This is a genomic window from Pantoea sp. JK, from assembly GCF_026130245.1.
GTDB lineage: Bacteria > Pseudomonadota > Gammaproteobacteria > Enterobacterales > Enterobacteriaceae > Pantoea > Pantoea trifolii.
This window is the reverse complement of record NZ_JAINFN010000001.1, coordinates 532351-548449: the sequence shown is the minus strand read 5'-3', so window position 1 is coordinate 548449 and position 16099 is coordinate 532351. Positions and strand designations below refer to the sequence as shown.

Genomic DNA, 16099 nt, shown 5'->3' with positions numbered 1-16099 from the left:
TGCCGGAGTATGCATAACGGAAAAGTCGGACAGGTGAGCGTGAGCGAATTTTCAGCGCAATTCACGTTGAGAGAGCTAACCTGAAGGATAATGATTTGACGCAACATGGTGCCATCAGGCCACCATGATAATGACGCAGGTTCTTTAGAGGGATGACAGATGGATCAATTACTTGAGCGTTTTCTCAGTTATGTCGCAGTAGAAACTCAGTCAAAACCTCAGGCACGTCAGGTGCCAAGCAGCGAAGGGCAGTGGACGCTGGCGCGTCAATTACAGGAAGAACTCATTGCGCTGGGCTTTGTTGATGTTTCGCTGAGCGATCATTGCTGTGTGATGGGCACTTTACCGGCTAACGTCGATTGGGCCACGCCGGTGATCGGCTTTATTTCGCATATGGATACCTCACCGGATTTCACTGCCAAAAACGTCAATCCGCAGATTATTGAAAACTACCGCGGTGGTGATATCGCGCTGGGTAACGGTGATGAAGTTTTGTCACCGGTGATGTTCCCGATTTTGCATAAGTTGATTGGCCATACGCTGATCACCACCGATGGCAAAACCCTGCTCGGCGCGGATGATAAAGCCGGTATCGCCGAGATCATGACCGCGATGGCGCGTCTGGCAAAAAGTGATACGCCGCACGGCGCGATTCGCGTGGCCTTCACGCCGGATGAAGAGATTGGTCGCGGTGCATCGCACTTCGACGTCGAAGGCTTTGCCGCCGATTGGGCCTATACCGTGGATGGCAGCGATCTCGGCGAGTTTGAGTTCGAGAACTTCAATGCCGCCACCGCGATGGTCAAAATCACCGGTAACAACGTGCATCCGGGCAGCGCCAAAAATGTGATGGTCAATGCGCTGGATCTGGCGATGCGCTTCCACGCGGAATTGCCGGCCAAAGAGAAGCCGCAGTATACCGACGGCTACGAGGGCTTCTTCCATCTGCACACCATCAAAGGCACGGTTGAACATGCCGAGCTAATGTATCTAATCCGTGATTTTGATGCCGACAGCTATGAACAGCGTAAACAACTGCTGGAAGAGATTGGCCAGCGCGTTAGCAAAGGGCTGCAGAGCGAGTGTTCGGTGAAGGTGGAGATCAGCGATAGCTATCGCAACATGCGCGAGAAGGTTGAACCGCATCCGCACATTATTGAGTTAGCGCTACAGGCGATGCGCGATTGTGGCATTGAACCGAACGTCAAACCGATTCGCGGCGGCACCGACGGCTCTGCGCTGTCGTGGAAAGGATTGCCGTGCCCGAACCTGTTCACCGGCGGCTACAACTATCACGGCAAGCACGAGTTCGCCTCTCTTAATGTGATGGCGCAGTCGGTAGATGTGATTGTGCGTTTGGCTGAGCTGGCGGGGCAGAAGAAGAGCTAGGATGGTGGATGGTGCGGGCTGATGCCCTCACCTCGGTCCTCTCCCACGGGGAGAGGAAGACGCTGCCTTATGCAGGCAACGAAGCAACATGTGGCAGCGTTTCCCTCTCCCTGTGGGAGAGGGTCAGGGTGAGGGCACCAGCCCGCAGAGAACCTTACTCGCCGAAGAACCAATATCCGCTATTCACCAACGCCGCCAGCTGCGCCAGCAGTGAAGGGTCGTCCAGCGCATCGCCGAAATCTTCCAGCGTCAGCACGTGATTGTGTGCCAATGCCGCCAGCACATGCGGATGGCTGCTGGTGATCGATTCCCCGTTCACAAACACCACATCTCCGATGGTCAATACACGCAGACCGCCGAGACGCGTCAGCGCATCGCCTTGCTGCAGTGCATCGTAAATCTCATCAGGTTGATACGGCGGCTCCGGCGGCGCGACGTCCAGCTCATGACGTGACTGAGAAATAAACTCGCCAAACCACTGATTAAACTGCTCTGGCTGGTTGATCACATCCATCATCACTTTGCGGATGCCTTCCAGTTCTGATGGCAGGATCTGCGATGGGCATTCACGCGATGGCACATCAGGATCGCTGTAGCGATAGCTGCCCAATTCGTTGGCCAGCATGTGATCGGCAAAACCGCTGATCAGCTCGCGACCGTTCGGTGCGCGGAAGCCGACCGAATAGTTGATGGCGTTTTCCAGCGAATAGCCTTCATGCGGGAATCCAGGCGGAATATAGAGAATATCGCCGGGCTCCATCTCTTCATCGATGATGGCGTCGAACGGCTCAACCTGCAGCAGATCCGGATGCGGGCAGTGCTGTTTCAACGGCACCTTTTCACCCACGCGCCAGCGACGACGGCCGGTGCCCTGAATGATAAACACATCGTACTGATCGAAATGCGGGCCCACGCCGCCGCCTGGCACGGCAAAAGAGATCATCAGATCGTCAACGCGCCAGTCGGGCAGGAAACGGAACGGGCGCATCAGCGCGGCAGAAGGTTCATGCCAATGGTTGACCGCCTGCACCAGCAGCGACCAGTTGCTCTCACCGAGATGATCGTAGCTCTCAAACGGCCCGTGGCTGACTTGCCATTTGCCTTCGTTATGGCTGACAAGTCGGCTATCCACCTCATTCTCCATTGCCAGACCGGCCAGCTCATCAGGAGAAATAGGATCGACGAAGTTTTTAAATCCACGTTTAAGCACCACCGGGCGTTTCTGCCAGTAGCGCTGAATAAAGTCGGGCCAGTTGATATCGAGCTGATAGTCCATAGGGTGAGTCCGTTTGCTGCAAAGAATGATGGCAAGTATAACAGCCCGCGTCCCTTTCTACTCGCGGTGATGCTCGACTTCCTGGCGCTGGAAAATCACCTCCATGCGCGCGCCGCCGAGCGGGCTGGTGGTGGCAATCACCTGACCGGCGTACTGTTCGAGGATGTCGCGCACCACGGCTAAGCCCAATCCCTGGCCGGGGCGCAAGGTGTCGGCGCGCTGACCGCGCACGAAGATCAGATCGCGTTTGCTTTCCGGGATGCCGGGGCCGTCATCATCAATAAACAGATGCAAGGTGTTGTCGGTTTGGCGCGCGGTGACTTCAATAAATTCGAGGCAATATTTGCAGGCGTTATCCAGTACGTTGCCCAGCACTTCCATAAAGTCATTTTTATCGCCGATAAAGGTCAGTTCCGGCGAGATATCCAGCGTGATCGCCACGCCTTTACGTTGATAGACCTTATTCAATGCCGAACACAGGCTGTCGAGCAGCGCCGACACCGAATGCAAATCGCGCTGCAGAGGATTGTGATCGGCCTGCATGCTGGCGCGATGGAGGTAATAACCAATCTGCTGTGAGATGCGGCTGATCTGCTCCAGCATCACCGGTTCGGCCTGCTCAATGGTTAACTCTTTACCATTGCGTAACGATCGCAGCGTACTTTGCAGCACCGCCAGCGGAGTTTTCAAGCTGTGGGTGACATCCGAAAGTGTGGTGCGATAGCGCGTGTAGCGCTGGCGTTCATTGGTCAGCAGCAGGTTGAGATTGCGTACCAGGCTGCGTAGCTCCTGCGGCGGATTGTCATCGAGATTCTCGCGCTGGCCGGTTTCCAGCTCGCGCACTTGCGAAGTGAGATCGCCAATCGGCCGCAGACTCCAGTGCGCCGCCAACCACAGCAGCGGAATCACCAGTAGCAGATTCGCCGCCAGCACATAGCTGAACCACGACCACACCACATCGGAATGCTGCAACTCTTGCGGAATCGAATCGACCACCACAATGGTTAACGCCGGTAAGTTGGTGGTGGCATCGTAGCGATTGACGGCGACCGAATGGGTAAAGGTGTCATTGCTGTCGCTATCCAGCGCGTGTAGCCGCTCTTTCGCCTGCGAGTTATTGCCCATCGCCGCCATGCTGGTGCGATTGCTGGTGTCGATTTCGTAGAAGTCGGGCTTGAGCAGCCATTCACGACGAATCTTTTTGCGGATGTCTGGCACATCGCGCTGTTGCCACAGCAGTTTGCCGTGTTCATCGTAGATAAAGACCAGCGTGGGGAAATTGAGCGTCATACGCTCGGGCTGACCAATGGTGAGCTGATTGTCGTGCCACTGCGCCAGCGTAAAGAACAGGTTGCTCTCGCCGCGCATTACGCGATAGGTATTTTTATCGAAGCTGACAACGTAGCCGACCACGGCGACCATGCCGTAGGAGAGTGACAAAAACAGTACAATCGCGGCCGTCGCCAACAGGAAACGGGCGCGAAGTGAGAAGGGGCGTAAGCGTTGTAACCACGTCATAAATCAGAGATCAAAGCGATAGCCCTGGCCGCGCACGGTGTTGATCACTTCGGTCGGATAGAGTGAGAGAATTTTTTTGCGCAGACGGCCCATCAGCACGTCAATGGTGTGGCTTTCGCGCAGTTCGGCGTCCGGATAGAGCTGCAGCATCAGTGAATCTTTGCTTACCACTTTACCGGCGTTACGAATCAGGGTTTCGACAATGGTGTACTCGAAGGCGGTCAGTTTTACCGGTTCGTCTTGCACCGTCAGTTCACGGCGAGAGAGATCGACCTGGAACGGCGGCATAGAGATAATTTGCGATGCATGACCGCTGTTGCGACGCATCAGCGCCTGCAAACGTGCAGCCACTTCTTCAATGTGGAACGGCTTGGTCACGTAGTCGTCGGCACCGGCTTCCAGCGCTTCCACTTTGGCCTGCCAGCCTTCGCGAGCGGTTAACACCAGTATCGGTTGGCGTACAGCATCGGTGCGCCAGCGGCGAATCAGCGACATGCCATCTTCGTCCGGCAAACCGAGATCGACCAGCGCGATGTCAGGGACATGTTCTTGCAGGAAATAATCCGCTTCTTTGGCATCTTCTGCGGCATCGACCTGATGGCCCATGTCACGCAGCTGCACGGCGAGGTGATGGCGCAGCAGCGCATTATCTTCCACAACCAGTACACGCATAGTATTTCCTTAGCTTCCAACGTAGTGATGATGGAAAGAGTATATGCGAAGCCAACTAAACCATAGAACAACCAGGCGCGCTAAGCGCGCCTGGTTAATGCATTACTTCAAGTCATCAACCATCTGAATCGCACGGCCGAGGTAGTTGGCTGGCGTCATCTGCTTCAGGCGCACTTTTTCCTCTTCCGGCAGCGCGAGGCTATCGATAAAGGTCTGCATGCCTGCGGCATCAACGCGTTTACCACGCGTCAGCTCTTTCAGCTTCTCGTACGGTTTTTCAATGCCGTAACGACGCATCACGGTTTGGATCGGCTCTGCCAGCACTTCCCAGTTGTGATCCAGTTCGTCCAGCAGACGATCGCGGTTCACTTCCAACTTAGAGATGCCTTTCAGTGTGGCCTGATAGGCGATCAACGCATAACCGATGCCCACGCCAAGATTACGCAGCACGGTGGAGTCGGTCAGGTCGCGCTGCCAGCGTGAAACCGGCAGTTTGCTCGCCAGATGCTGCATCATCGCGTTCGCCAGGCCGAGGTTGCCTTCGGAGTTTTCGAAGTCAATCGGGTTCACTTTGTGCGGCATAGTAGACGAACCGATTTCACCGGCGATGGTTTTCTGCTTGAAGTGATTGAGGGCGACGTAGCCCCAGATATCACGATCAAAGTCGATCAGAATGGTGTTGAAACGCGCGATGCAATCAAACAGTTCAGCGATGTAATCGTGCGGTTCGATCTGCGTGGTATACGGGTTCCAGGTGATGCCCAGCGAGGTGACGAACTGCTCGCTCAGCTGGTGCCAGTCCACTTCCGGATAAGCCGAGATGTGAGCGTTATAGTTGCCGACCGCGCCGTTGATTTTACCCAGCACTTCAATCTTGCTCAGCTGACGCAACTGGCGCTCCAGACGATACGCCACGTTCGCCATCTCTTTACCCATGGTCGACGGCGTTGCTGGCTGGCCGTGGGTGCGCGACAGCAGCGGAATGTCACGGTATTCGTGCGCCAGACCTTTAACGGCATCGATCAGTTTGTTCCAGAACGGCACGATCACATCACGACGTGCGGTTTCCAGCATCAGCGCGTGCGACAGGTTATTGATATCTTCGGAGGTGCAGGCGAAGTGGATGAATTCAGACACCGCATGCAGCGCAGGGACATCGGCCACTTTTTCTTTCAGGAAATATTCCACGGCTTTGACGTCGTGGTTGGTGGTGCGCTCGATGGTTTTGATACGCGCCGCGTCTTCTTCGCTGAAATTGGCGACAATGGCATCAAGGAAAGCGTTTGCGTCGGCATCAAATGCAGGAACTTCCTTGATCTCTACAGTCGTAGCCAGTTTTTGTAACCAGCGAACCTCAACCTCAACGCGGAATTTCAGCAAACCAAACTCGCTGAAAATGGCGCGCAGTGGGCTGACTTTATCGCCGTAACGACCATCGACAGGTGAAACGGCGGTCAGAGAGGATAATTCCATCAGTGCAACTCCTGAATCGTTTAACAATTATGCCGGGGCGGCGCTTAATACGCCGGGCCCAGACGGGATAAAATGGTTTTGGCTTCGCTCAGCAAGCGCTGGCGCGAGAACATCAGCTGCAGGCGGCCACCGCCAACCTGCTGCCACAACACCGCAGAGCGAATACCGGCCAGCAGGGCGGCGCGCACTTTACTCTGCACTTGTGAATTCTGTAATACCTGCGGCGAACCGGTCACCTGAATGCGCGGACCCAGTGGGCTAATCACATCGACATAAATGCCCGCCATCGCGCTGGTGATGGTGTCCGATTCCAGCTCGTAATGCGCCAGTTGACGGTCAAGCTGGCCGATGCGCTGTGCCAGCGTGTTCATCGCCGTTTTATTGCCGTGCAGCTTACGCTCCAGCACCATCATGCTTAAGGTGTAGCGCGTCAGTTCTGCGCTGGCGCCCTGACGATTGCTGCTGTTCAGCACCGCCATTAAAGTCTCTAATCCAACCTTCAAATTGGCTTCGTCGTTGCCAAACACCGCCAGCGTTGAACCGGGATTGAGATCGATCAGGCTGCGCAGCGACACGTTCAGTGCCGCGTTATTGCAATGTCCCTGCTGCGCGAGCTGTTGCACCACATGGGCGGCCTGACATACGCCCGCCAGCGCCAGTGTAATCTCATAATAGTTCTTAGCCACGCTTAACTCCTGTCATCGCGTCGGGCAGCGCCGACCTTAGGCTTCTGCCAGAGGCAGGCGTTGTTCGATAATGCCGCCGCCGAGGCACACTTCACCGAGATAAAACACGGCAGATTGACCTGGCGTGACGGCCGCAACCGGCTCGTCAAAACGGACTTCAATACGGTCGTCGCCGTGCGGAATGATTTCACACGGAATGTCGGTCTGGCGATAGCGGGTTTTCACCGTGCAGCGCAGCGGGGCGGTAATCGGCTGGCGATCGACCCAGTGCAGCTGTTGGGCAATCAAACCTACAGACATCAGGCGCGGATGCTCGCCGCCTTGCGCCACGATCAAGCGATTGCGCGCCACATCTTTGTCGACCACATACCAGGGATCGTCGTTGCTCTCTTTACGACCGCCAATACCGAGGCCTTTACGCTGGCCGAGCGTGTGGTACATCAAGCCCTGATGTTCACCGACGATTTCGCCGTCAACGGTTTCGATTTCACCCGGCTGGGCAGGCAGATAACGGCCAAGGAAATCACGGAACTTGCGCTCGCCGATAAAGCAGATGCCGGTGGAATCTTTCTTCTTGGCGGTGATCAGATCCAACTGCTCAGCGATGCGGCGCACTTCCGGCTTATCCAGTTCGCCAACCGGGAACAGGCTTTGCGCAATCTGCTGGTGGCTGAGCGTGTAAAGGAAATAGCTTTGATCTTTGTTGCCGTCGAGGCCGCGCAGCAGGCGGCTTTGACCGTCCACATCCTGGCGGCGCACGTAGTGGCCGGTGGCGATGAAATCTGCGCCGAGATCGTCCGCCGCGAACTCAAGGAAGGCTTTGAACTTGATCTCTTTGTTACACAGGATGTCGGGATTCGGCGTGCGACCGGCTTTGTACTCTTCCAGGAAGTGCTCGAACACGTTATCCCAGTACTCAGCGGCGAAGTTGATTTTGTGCAGTTTTATGCCGAGTTTGTCACACACGGCTTGTGCGTCAGCCAGATCATCGGCGGCGGTGCAATACTCCTCGCCATCGTCTTCCTCCCAGTTCTTCATGAACAGGCCTTCAACCTGGTAGCCCTGCTGCTGCAGTAACCAGGCGGAAACGGAAGAATCGACGCCGCCGGACATTCCGACGATCACTTTTTTCTGGCTGTTGTCAGACATGACGCACTCTTAAATTACGATAAAAACAGGCGGCGCATTCTATCATGCAGAAGCGGGGCGCGCACCCTCATGAAACGGCCACTGGAACGGCGCGACCAGATGCAGCGGATAACGTTCGCCTTGTTGCCACAGCCGCACGCTCTCTGCCACTAGCGGTGAACGCAGGCGATTTGCCGTCAGAATCTGCTCTGGCGGCAGCCACCAGCAGCAATCGATGTCGCGATCGTGCGGCGAGGTTTCAACTTTTTCGGCCAGATCGAGGCCAAACAGGAAACGCACAAAAGGTGTATCGTCCGGGGCAATCCACTGTTGCACGCCGAGGAAATATTCGGGATGGGCGTCGATGCCGGTCTCTTCAAACAGTTCACGCTTCGCGGCTTCGAGCAGGGTTTCATTGGCCTCAAGATGCCCGGCGGGCTGATTCCAGGTAATACGACCGTGCACGCGCTCTTCGACTACCAGCAAATGTCCCTGTGCCTGCACAATGCAGGCGACCGTTACATGAGGTTTAAACATCCTTCCTCCGAAATTGTTAACTAAAAGTTATTAAATGGCTGCGCTGATATCGCGCCATTCACCCGGCGGCAAATCGCCTAGCTGATGTTCGCCCATCGCAAAGCGAATCAGGCGCAACGTCGGAAAACCGATGTGGGCCGTCATGCGCCGTACCTGGCGATTTCGGCCCTCAAACAGGGTGATTTTCAGCCAGCTGGTGGGGATTGCTTTGCGCTCGCGAATCGGCGGCTGGCGCGGCCATAGCCACTCTGGCTCGTCCACTAACTCAATGCCTGCCGGCAACGTTGGGCCATCGTTCAGCGTCACGCCAATGCGTAACAGGGATAAATCCGATTCCTGCGGCGCACCTTCCACCTGCACGAAATAGACCTTTCCGGTGCGCTTGCCGGGCTGCGTCAGCGCGGCCTGCAGCGCGCCATCGTTGGTCAAAATCATCAATCCTTCGCTGTCGCGATCGAGGCGGCCTGCAGCATAAACATCGCCTACCGGCACAAAATCTTTCAGCGTTCGGCGTCCGGCTTCATCACTGAATTGCGGCAAAACATCGAAGGGTTTGTTAAAGAGTATGACGCGTCTTGGGCCTTTCGGACGGGTATCACGGCGCACGGGCTTACGTGCTGGGGCGTTCGCACGCTTATCTTGGTGAATTCGTTGAGAAGTTTTTCGCATGGGCTTTGCAGTCAGAAACATTCGGCGCATTATAGCGCGAAACTACGGTGATTGGCGTAGCGGAAATAATCAAGTAGTATTGACCCGCATCTTACAAATCATTAACAAAAAATCGCTCGAAGGAGAGGTTGATGGAAAGTAAAGTAGTTGTTCCGGCGGAAGGTCAAAAAATCACCCTGGCTCAGGGAAAACTTACAGTTCCGAATAACCCGATTATTCCTTACATTGAAGGTGACGGTATCGGTGTTGATGTTTCCCCGGTAATGTTGAAAGTGGTTGATGCCGCTGTGAAGAAAGCCTACAACGGCGAGCGTAAAATTTCCTGGATGGAAATTTATACTGGTGAAAAATCAGTAGAACTTTACGGCCAGGACGTCTGGCTGCCGCAGGAAACCCTCGATTTAATCAAAGAATATCGCGTTGCCATCAAAGGCCCACTGACTACGCCCGTTGGCGGCGGTATTCGTTCTCTGAACGTTGCGCTGCGTCAGGAGCTGGATCTGTACGTGTGTCTGCGTCCGGTTCGCTACTACAAAGGCACCCCAAGCCCGGTTAAACGCCCTGAAGAAACCGACATGGTGATCTTCCGTGAAAACTCAGAAGATATCTATGCCGGTATTGAGTGGAAAGCGGGCACGCCAGAAGCGGATAAAGTGATCAAGTTCCTGCGCGAAGAGATGGGCGTGAAGAAAATTCGCTTCCCTGAGCAGTGCGGTATCGGCGTTAAGCCATGCTCGGAAGAGGGTACCAAACGTTTGGTACGCGCAGCAGTGGAATACACCATCACCAACGATCGTGATTCTCTGACCCTGGTTCACAAAGGCAACATCATGAAGTTCACCGAAGGTTCTTTCAAAGACTGGGGCTACCAGTTGGTGAAAGAAGAGTTCGGCGGCGAGCTGATCGATGGCGGCCCGTGGATGAAGTTCAAGAACCCGAACACCGGTAAAGAGATCATCGTTAAAGACGTGATCGCGGATGCCTTCCTGCAGCAGATTCTGTTGCGTCCAGCTGAATACGACGTGATCGCCTGTATGAACCTGAACGGTGACTACATCTCTGATGCCCTGGCGGCACAGGTTGGCGGTATCGGTATCGCACCTGGTGCAAACATCGGTGACGAATGTGCCCTGTTCGAAGCAACGCACGGTACAGCACCTAAATATGCAGGTCAGGATAAAGTGAACCCTGGTTCAGTAATCCTGTCAGCAGAAATGATGCTGCGTCACCTGGAGTGGTTCGAAGCGGCTGACCTGATCGTTAAAGGTGTTGAAGGCGCTATCGCTAACAAAACCGTGACCTACGATTTCGAACGTCTGATGGACGGCGCTAAACTGCTGAAATGTTCAGAGTTTGGTGACGCGATCATCAACAACATGTAATTTGCCACTCCGGCAGAAAGCATAACGGGAGCCAATGGCTCCCGTTTTTCATTTAAAATAGTATGAGATTCACAGTTCATATAAAATTTTAATCATTTGATTTTTTTATATATCGCGGCCTGTGCTTGGTCTCTATATAGATTCTTCCAATATATTCCCCTAATACACCGATTCCTATCAACTGAATGCCGCCTAAGAAAAGAATTGATACCAGTAATGACGGATAGCCTGCTACAGAGTTACCCCATACTAACTTGTCAATAATCATCCATGTTCCATAAAGGAAAGATAAGAGAGCTACAAAAAAACCTATATAAGTCCATATTCTCAATGGAAATGTTGAGAAGCTGGTCAGTCCTTCCAGCGCTAAGTTCCAAAGGTGCCAGCCGTTGAACTTCGCTTGTCCTGCAATGCGAACGGAACGACTATATTCTACAATAGCGGCATCACCCTCCACCCAATTTAAAATCCCTTTCATAAATAGATTTCGTTCCTGCAATAGCTTGATGTTTTCGACTGTATCCCGCGACAGTAAACGGAAGTCTCCAACATTTTCTTCAAGCTTTGGTGAGCTAATTTTATTGTGAAGCTTATAAAACAAGGTAGCTGTTTTGCGTTTAAACTGACTATCGCTGCTTCTGTCGACGCGCTTTGCTAACACAATTGGCCAACCCTCCTGCCATTTGCTGATGAGCAAGGGAATGACGTCAATGGGATCCTGAAGGTCAACGTCCACAGGGATTACTGCATCACCGGTAGCATGTTCAAGTCCTGCGAGCAGGGCGGCTTCTTTGCCAAAGTTTCGAATAAAATTAATGATTAATACTGATTCGTCAACAGCCACGAGAGACTTAATGACCTGCTCTGTTTTGTCAGTGCTGCCATCATTAATAAAGATGATCTCTAGATTATATGCAGAGAGTTTTTCTTTGACCGCACGATAAAATATCGGTATTGCGTCTTCTTCATTGAAGACGGGAACGACCAGAGAAATTTTCAATTTTTCACCCTAAAAACAATAAAGTTTGAATAGATGAAGCCGAGAATCAGGCTTAATACCGAGAACGACGTAAGCGTAATGATCGGATTACTCTGCATATGATCGGCCAAGCCACCAATGCCTGCGGCCATGGTACCCATAAAACAGACAAAGATAATATAGCGAGTGGGCGTGGCTTCAGCTTTGAACGTCCAGCGTGCATTAGCAAAGAAAGAGAATGTTACAGCAACAGCGAAAGCAACCAGATTAGCTAACCATTGAGGCATGTTTTGAGCATATAGCGCTGCGAACACCCCCCAGTGAATCAAAGTATTAATGATGCCAACTGAAAAAAAGCGGGAAAATAATTTTATCATATTGAAATATATACGATATGGCACCTTTGTTCAAAGTAGCTGGAAATTAAAAATTCAAATATAAGACAACTATAGTTGGAAAATATCCGTTTCACTCTTCCAGCCGTAAAAAATAATAGTTTTTACACAAGTGTAAAAATGGGAGCTATTAGCTCCCATTTTTACGGTTTTGTTTAGTCGACTTGCTGCTCACTGGGTTTTACCAGCTGAGCCCGTTCCTGCGAGAGCCGCCAAAAATCGCTGCCGCCCGGCTGCTGATACATCCGCAGCGAGAAGTGACTGACAATCGCGTAGATATACTCAAAAATGGCTGATTGAGAATCCTCGTAATCCACCCACAGCACTGACGAGGTGAAGCAATAAACTTCCACCGGCAAGCCCTCTGGCGAGGGCTTCATGGCGCGCACCACGATATACATATCTTTCTTGATATCGTCGCGCTGTGACAGCCACGCCGTCAGGTACTTACGAAACACCGTCAGATTGGTGATGCCGTTTTCGGCAAACCAGCGTTCGCCCACTGCATTGCTGTCGCGACCATCCATCAGCGCCGAAAGTTGCTCACTGACACCGCGAATTTGGCTCATCTGCTGCACCATATCGTGATCGAGAAAGCGAATCGACATTTGATCAAGATGGAAACTGCGCATAATGCGTCGCGCGCCGGAGGAGAACATCGCCTGCCAGTTGGTGTAGGTTTCAGTGAGGAAATTTTTGGTTGGGATGCGCGAAAGCGTATTGTCCCAGTTGCGAATGGTGATGGTATGCAGCGCGATATCGATCACTTCGCCGCTGATACCGTTATCCGGCATCTCAATCCAGTCACCGAGTTGCAACACATCGTTTGAGGACACCTGAATATTGGCCACCAGCGACATCAGCGTGTGCTGGAACACCAACATCAACACCGCGGCTACCGCTCCCAAACTCGAGATAATAATTACTGGCGATTTATTCGACATAATCGCCAGAATCATGATCGCCGAAATAATGTGCACCAGAATCTTGCCGACCTGAATATAACCTTTGATCGAGTGATTCTTGCGTTTGGCTTTTTTCGAATAGGAGTTATTAACGATCTCCAGCACTTCGGTAAAAAACAGCGATAAATAGACGAAGAACAGAATACCGCAGATGGTCTTTATCGCGATCAACAGATGTTCTGGTAAATCTGGCATAAATTGCAGCAGATAATAAACCGTGATCACCGGGATAAAGTTAGAGAGCTTCTCCGACAGCCTGACGTCTTTATCCAGCGGCACCTGATTCTTGTGCGTGCTGAAGAACACCTTCCTCACCACCTTTACAATAAAGAATTTACAGATCAGGTGGGCGATCATGCCGGCAAACATCAGTAATACCAGACTAAAAGCGGCCGACAGCACCGTGTTGCTCTCAATAAAACCTTGAATCTTGCTTAAATAATTCATTTCAACCACATGTCGGACAGTGTTGGCGGGAATTCAAACATAAATGCACCAATGGCGATATGCCACGCGTGCGCAATAGTCTACACCATCGCTTGTTTACATTCCCTTTCGCAGAAGTTTGAATCAGTTAACATTAACGTGCTGACGGCGGTGTGCATTAAAGACTAAACCGCTATCTTCAGCGCTTACGATTGAGGAGGTGGTATGAAAGGTGTAATCAAGTTCGTTAAAGGCTGGCTACTGTTTTCCCTGTTGTGGGGCATCTTTATGTGGTTTGTTTCGTGGCAGGCGCAGGGCAAAGAGATCGGCATGGTGATCGTGATGAGCTTGTATGCGGGATTAATTTACCAGGCGCTGATGACCATGGTTGCACGATACAAAGCACGGCGCGCGCAAGTTTGATTGCACACAACTGCCCACATAGCTTTGCGGGACGTTGACGCTGATTTGCACTTTTTCCGGCAATCTGAGTCAACTTAGATCAGTCTGCTGGAAATAAATAATGGGAAAGAAGAGTGTAGCGGCGTGGTTTTTCCTACTACTTTCATTGGGTGCCTGTGCGCAACTGCCAGCGGGCGAGGTTAACTTGCCGACACAACACGAGCGTCATTTGAAGGGAGGCAGCAGCGTGGCGGATGTTGCCGAAACGCCGGATGAACATATCAAAGAGCGGACTGAGGATGTGGGACACCATCAATAGAAATCGGGGCCAACTCGGCCCCGTTTCAACGGATTACTTACGTCCGAGCAGAAAACCCACAATCACACCAATGCTGGCTGCTACTGCCAGGCCGGTCGCGGGATTATCGCGCACCGATTTCACCACACAATCCGCTGCATCCTGAACTGCATAGCTGGCTTGAGCCGGGTAACGACGCGCTGCGCCTTTGGCTTGCTGACGGCGTGAACCGGTAAATTCGCCAAATTTTTCCTGAACGGCACCCGCCGCTTCATTCAATTTTGCTTCCGCTTTGTCGCTCATAATTACTCCCTGATCGTGGTGAATGTCCTGTAAAGCGTAGTCAGAGAAACTGTATGCAGCAAATGACGCAGCGGTAAAGGTTGTAACAGCAGTTTGCAGTGAGCAAAAATTCTGCGCGCAGCAGAAAGGCGGGAACGCAATAGTCTGAACTTAGGGCTTTCCGCGATAAGCCGGATACCAGCTCACAAGGAAGTGACGTAGATGATCAAAACACCATTCGGCATCTTCAGCTTGCTGGCAGTAATAGCGCAAAGTCACTTTTTCATAGCGCATGTGGCGCTGCTGCAGCGGTGACCAACCCCAATCGAGTACGGCGCGCGCGTAGTTGATCAGCGTGCCACTATGCATGTTATGTTGCTTCTCCTGCCGGCTGAGGTAGATTTCAAACGCCTGATCGAGGCTTTGTGTCTCTTCAGTGTTAAAGCCTGCAGTTGTCGGACGAAATGCCACATCGATAAACCCGCACACGCCGTCGTCACGCTGCTGCCAGTCGCAGGCCAGCGTCATAAACAAGCCCTCCTGCAGATTGACCTCTTCCAGCAGACGCCGCATATTTTCGGAATGTTTACCGGCGGTGATCTCATCAATACGATCGGTCTCCAGCGTCAGGTCGAATCCACAAGGATTCACCGAGCCATCCGCATTAGTACTGGCCGGGAAGGGGAAATCGATGTAACCGTTGTTATCCAGACTCTTTTCCATCAGGCAGGTCCGCAGCGTGAGATGGTCAGACAATAAACCATCTCGCACTGCGACGCACGGCTTATGGGCACGTCCAGGTGATCATGGTGTTCTGATAGGGATTGATCAGGCGGAACTGTTTATCCGACAGCCGTTGCGCGTAGAGGCCCTCAGCGGTGATGGCCGAAGGCACGTACTGGAAGCGATCGGTGGAGTGCAACGTACCACTTTGCACCTTCACGCCATCGCGCGAAACGGCGAAGGCGTTCACCAAATCAAAGATGCGTGCCTGCGTATTGCCCATCGATTGTCCATAAATCGTCGACACTTCGCCTGGACAGTCGACACCTTTCGGTGCGGAACTGCAGCCAGCTAAAACTAAAAGGGTGAGTACAACCGTGATTCGCCACATGAGCACCTGCTTCATTCCCTGGTTTGCAATGGCACGCCAATGCGTACTGATAAGTGGATCATAGCAGGTCTGACGCTGCTTCCCATTTGTCATTTGTATAATCGTTAAGCGGAAGGAATGTAAAGGGGTGACTTTACTAGCAGAGAAACGGTATTCTTGCCAGCGTTGCGCACCAGGTAAGCAAAACAAGGGTAAATTAATGAAAGAAGAAGAAGCGAGTTTAATGATTCTTCAGCACGCGATTGACAAATTAGAAGCCGACAAAAAGAAGCAGGTAATGAACTGCGTAGCGGCCATTCAGGAAGTGATGCAGCGTTTTGAAGCCGAAGAGGCCGGGCTGGCATTGATGTTAGTCGCGGCGCAAGTGGCCGCTGAGTAGTACTTGCTCCTGCGAAATCTCGCCACGTTTGATGTATCAGGCTTTGCTGCTGTTAGATAACGTTCATGGAATGCAGTAGCAAAGCCCATCTCTCAACGTAATCATCATTTAACCTCAGCGGAGAACCCA

Annotated in this window: 19 protein-coding genes; 5 read left to right on the top strand and 14 right to left on the bottom strand. The window is 52.6% G+C overall.

What is annotated here, in order from left to right; translation table 11 throughout:
* The first annotated feature begins 159 nt into the window (after positions 1 to 159).
* Positions 160 to 1389 carry a peptidase T gene (gene pepT, locus PanJK_RS02650; protein ID WP_265297066.1) on the top strand — a complete coding sequence of 410 codons (1230 nt, stop codon included), beginning with the start codon at positions 160 to 162 and terminating at the stop codon, positions 1387 to 1389.
* Between the two features lie 154 nt (positions 1390 to 1543).
* Here pepT and PanJK_RS02645 read toward each other — a convergent pair whose 3' ends face one another.
* From PanJK_RS02645 to rluE, 8 genes are all read right to left on the bottom strand, one after another.
* Positions 1544 to 2665 carry a cupin domain-containing protein gene (locus tag PanJK_RS02645; RefSeq protein ID WP_008103010.1) on the bottom strand — a complete coding sequence of 374 codons (1122 nt, stop codon included), beginning with the start codon at positions 2663 to 2665 and terminating at the stop codon, positions 1544 to 1546.
* Between the two features lie 57 nt (positions 2666 to 2722).
* Entirely contained in the window at positions 2723 to 4183 is a 1461-nt protein-coding gene (gene phoQ, locus PanJK_RS02640; RefSeq protein ID WP_256696217.1) for a two-component system sensor histidine kinase PhoQ, read from the bottom strand.
* Between the two features lie 3 nt (positions 4184 to 4186).
* Positions 4187 to 4855 carry a two-component system response regulator PhoP gene (gene phoP / locus PanJK_RS02635; RefSeq protein ID WP_256696218.1) on the bottom strand — a complete coding sequence of 223 codons (669 nt, stop codon included), beginning with the start codon at positions 4853 to 4855 and terminating at the stop codon, positions 4187 to 4189.
* Positions 4856 to 4957: 102 nt separating this feature from the next.
* Positions 4958 to 6328, bottom strand: coding sequence for an adenylosuccinate lyase (gene purB, locus PanJK_RS02630; protein ID WP_265297065.1), 1371 nt, complete (start codon positions 6326 to 6328; stop codon positions 4958 to 4960).
* A 44-nt stretch (positions 6329 to 6372) separates the two neighbouring features.
* Positions 6373 to 7014, bottom strand: coding sequence for a high frequency lysogenization protein HflD (hflD, locus tag PanJK_RS02625; RefSeq protein WP_176970282.1), 642 nt, complete (start codon positions 7012 to 7014; stop codon positions 6373 to 6375).
* A gap of 36 nt (positions 7015 to 7050) precedes the next feature.
* Positions 7051 to 8163 carry a tRNA 2-thiouridine(34) synthase MnmA gene (gene mnmA, locus PanJK_RS02620; RefSeq protein WP_008103001.1) on the bottom strand — a complete coding sequence of 371 codons (1113 nt, stop codon included), beginning with the start codon at positions 8161 to 8163 and terminating at the stop codon, positions 7051 to 7053.
* Positions 8164 to 8205: 42 nt separating this feature from the next.
* The gene (locus PanJK_RS02615) at positions 8206 to 8679 is read right to left on the bottom strand and encodes an NUDIX domain-containing protein (RefSeq protein WP_265297064.1); all 474 of its coding nucleotides are present in this window, start codon (positions 8677 to 8679) and stop codon (positions 8206 to 8208) included.
* A gap of 30 nt (positions 8680 to 8709) precedes the next feature.
* Positions 8710 to 9378 (bottom strand): 23S rRNA pseudouridine(2457) synthase RluE, encoded by a 669-nt coding sequence (gene rluE, locus PanJK_RS02610; protein ID WP_409455806.1) that lies wholly within the window; start codon positions 9376 to 9378, stop codon positions 8710 to 8712.
* 101 nt (positions 9379 to 9479) lie between these two features.
* Here rluE and icd point away from each other — a divergent pair, with 101 nt between their 5' ends.
* Positions 9480 to 10730: an NADP-dependent isocitrate dehydrogenase gene (gene icd / locus PanJK_RS02605; protein WP_008108175.1), complete on the top strand. Its 1251-nt coding sequence runs from the start codon at positions 9480 to 9482 to the stop codon at positions 10728 to 10730.
* Between the two features lie 88 nt (positions 10731 to 10818).
* Here icd and PanJK_RS02600 read toward each other — a convergent pair whose 3' ends face one another.
* From PanJK_RS02600 to PanJK_RS02590, 3 genes are all read right to left on the bottom strand, one after another.
* Positions 10819 to 11730, bottom strand: coding sequence for a glycosyltransferase family 2 protein (locus tag PanJK_RS02600; protein WP_256696221.1), 912 nt, complete (start codon positions 11728 to 11730; stop codon positions 10819 to 10821).
* A complete protein-coding gene (locus PanJK_RS02595; protein ID WP_256696222.1) occupies positions 11727 to 12086 on the bottom strand; it encodes a GtrA family protein in 360 nt (119 codons plus the stop codon). Before PanJK_RS02595 ends, PanJK_RS02600 begins: the two co-directional genes overlap by 4 nt.
* A gap of 173 nt (positions 12087 to 12259) precedes the next feature.
* Positions 12260 to 13516: a mechanosensitive ion channel family protein gene (locus tag PanJK_RS02590; RefSeq protein WP_265297062.1), complete on the bottom strand. Its 1257-nt coding sequence runs from the start codon at positions 13514 to 13516 to the stop codon at positions 12260 to 12262.
* A gap of 204 nt (positions 13517 to 13720) precedes the next feature.
* Between PanJK_RS02590 and PanJK_RS02585 the strand changes: the two genes are divergently transcribed.
* Together PanJK_RS02585 and PanJK_RS02580 are read left to right on the top strand one after the other, a co-directional pair.
* The gene (locus tag PanJK_RS02585; protein WP_256696224.1) at positions 13721 to 13918 is read left to right on the top strand and encodes a DUF6404 family protein; all 198 of its coding nucleotides are present in this window, start codon (positions 13721 to 13723) and stop codon (positions 13916 to 13918) included.
* Between the two features lie 100 nt (positions 13919 to 14018).
* Entirely contained in the window at positions 14019 to 14216 is a 198-nt protein-coding gene (locus tag PanJK_RS02580) for a hypothetical protein (RefSeq protein ID WP_256696225.1), read from the top strand.
* A 33-nt stretch (positions 14217 to 14249) separates the two neighbouring features.
* Here the strand turns inward: PanJK_RS02580 and PanJK_RS02575 are convergent, their stop codons facing one another.
* The 3 genes from PanJK_RS02575 to PanJK_RS02565 all read right to left on the bottom strand — a co-directional run bounded on the left by PanJK_RS02575 (position 14250) and on the right by PanJK_RS02565 (position 15591).
* Entirely contained in the window at positions 14250 to 14498 is a 249-nt protein-coding gene (locus PanJK_RS02575; RefSeq protein ID WP_007891510.1) for a CsbD family protein, read from the bottom strand.
* A gap of 150 nt (positions 14499 to 14648) precedes the next feature.
* Positions 14649 to 15200, bottom strand: coding sequence for a hypothetical protein (locus PanJK_RS02570; RefSeq protein WP_265297061.1), 552 nt, complete (start codon positions 15198 to 15200; stop codon positions 14649 to 14651).
* 61 nt (positions 15201 to 15261) lie between these two features.
* Positions 15262 to 15591 (bottom strand): hypothetical protein, encoded by a 330-nt coding sequence (locus PanJK_RS02565; protein ID WP_265297060.1) that lies wholly within the window; start codon positions 15589 to 15591, stop codon positions 15262 to 15264.
* 199 nt (positions 15592 to 15790) lie between these two features.
* Between PanJK_RS02565 and PanJK_RS02560 the strand changes: the two genes are divergently transcribed.
* Complete coding sequence (locus PanJK_RS02560; RefSeq protein ID WP_008108187.1) at positions 15791 to 15970, top strand: hypothetical protein; 180 nt, start codon at positions 15791 to 15793, stop codon at positions 15968 to 15970.
* Positions 15971 to 16099: the final 129 nt, after the last annotated feature.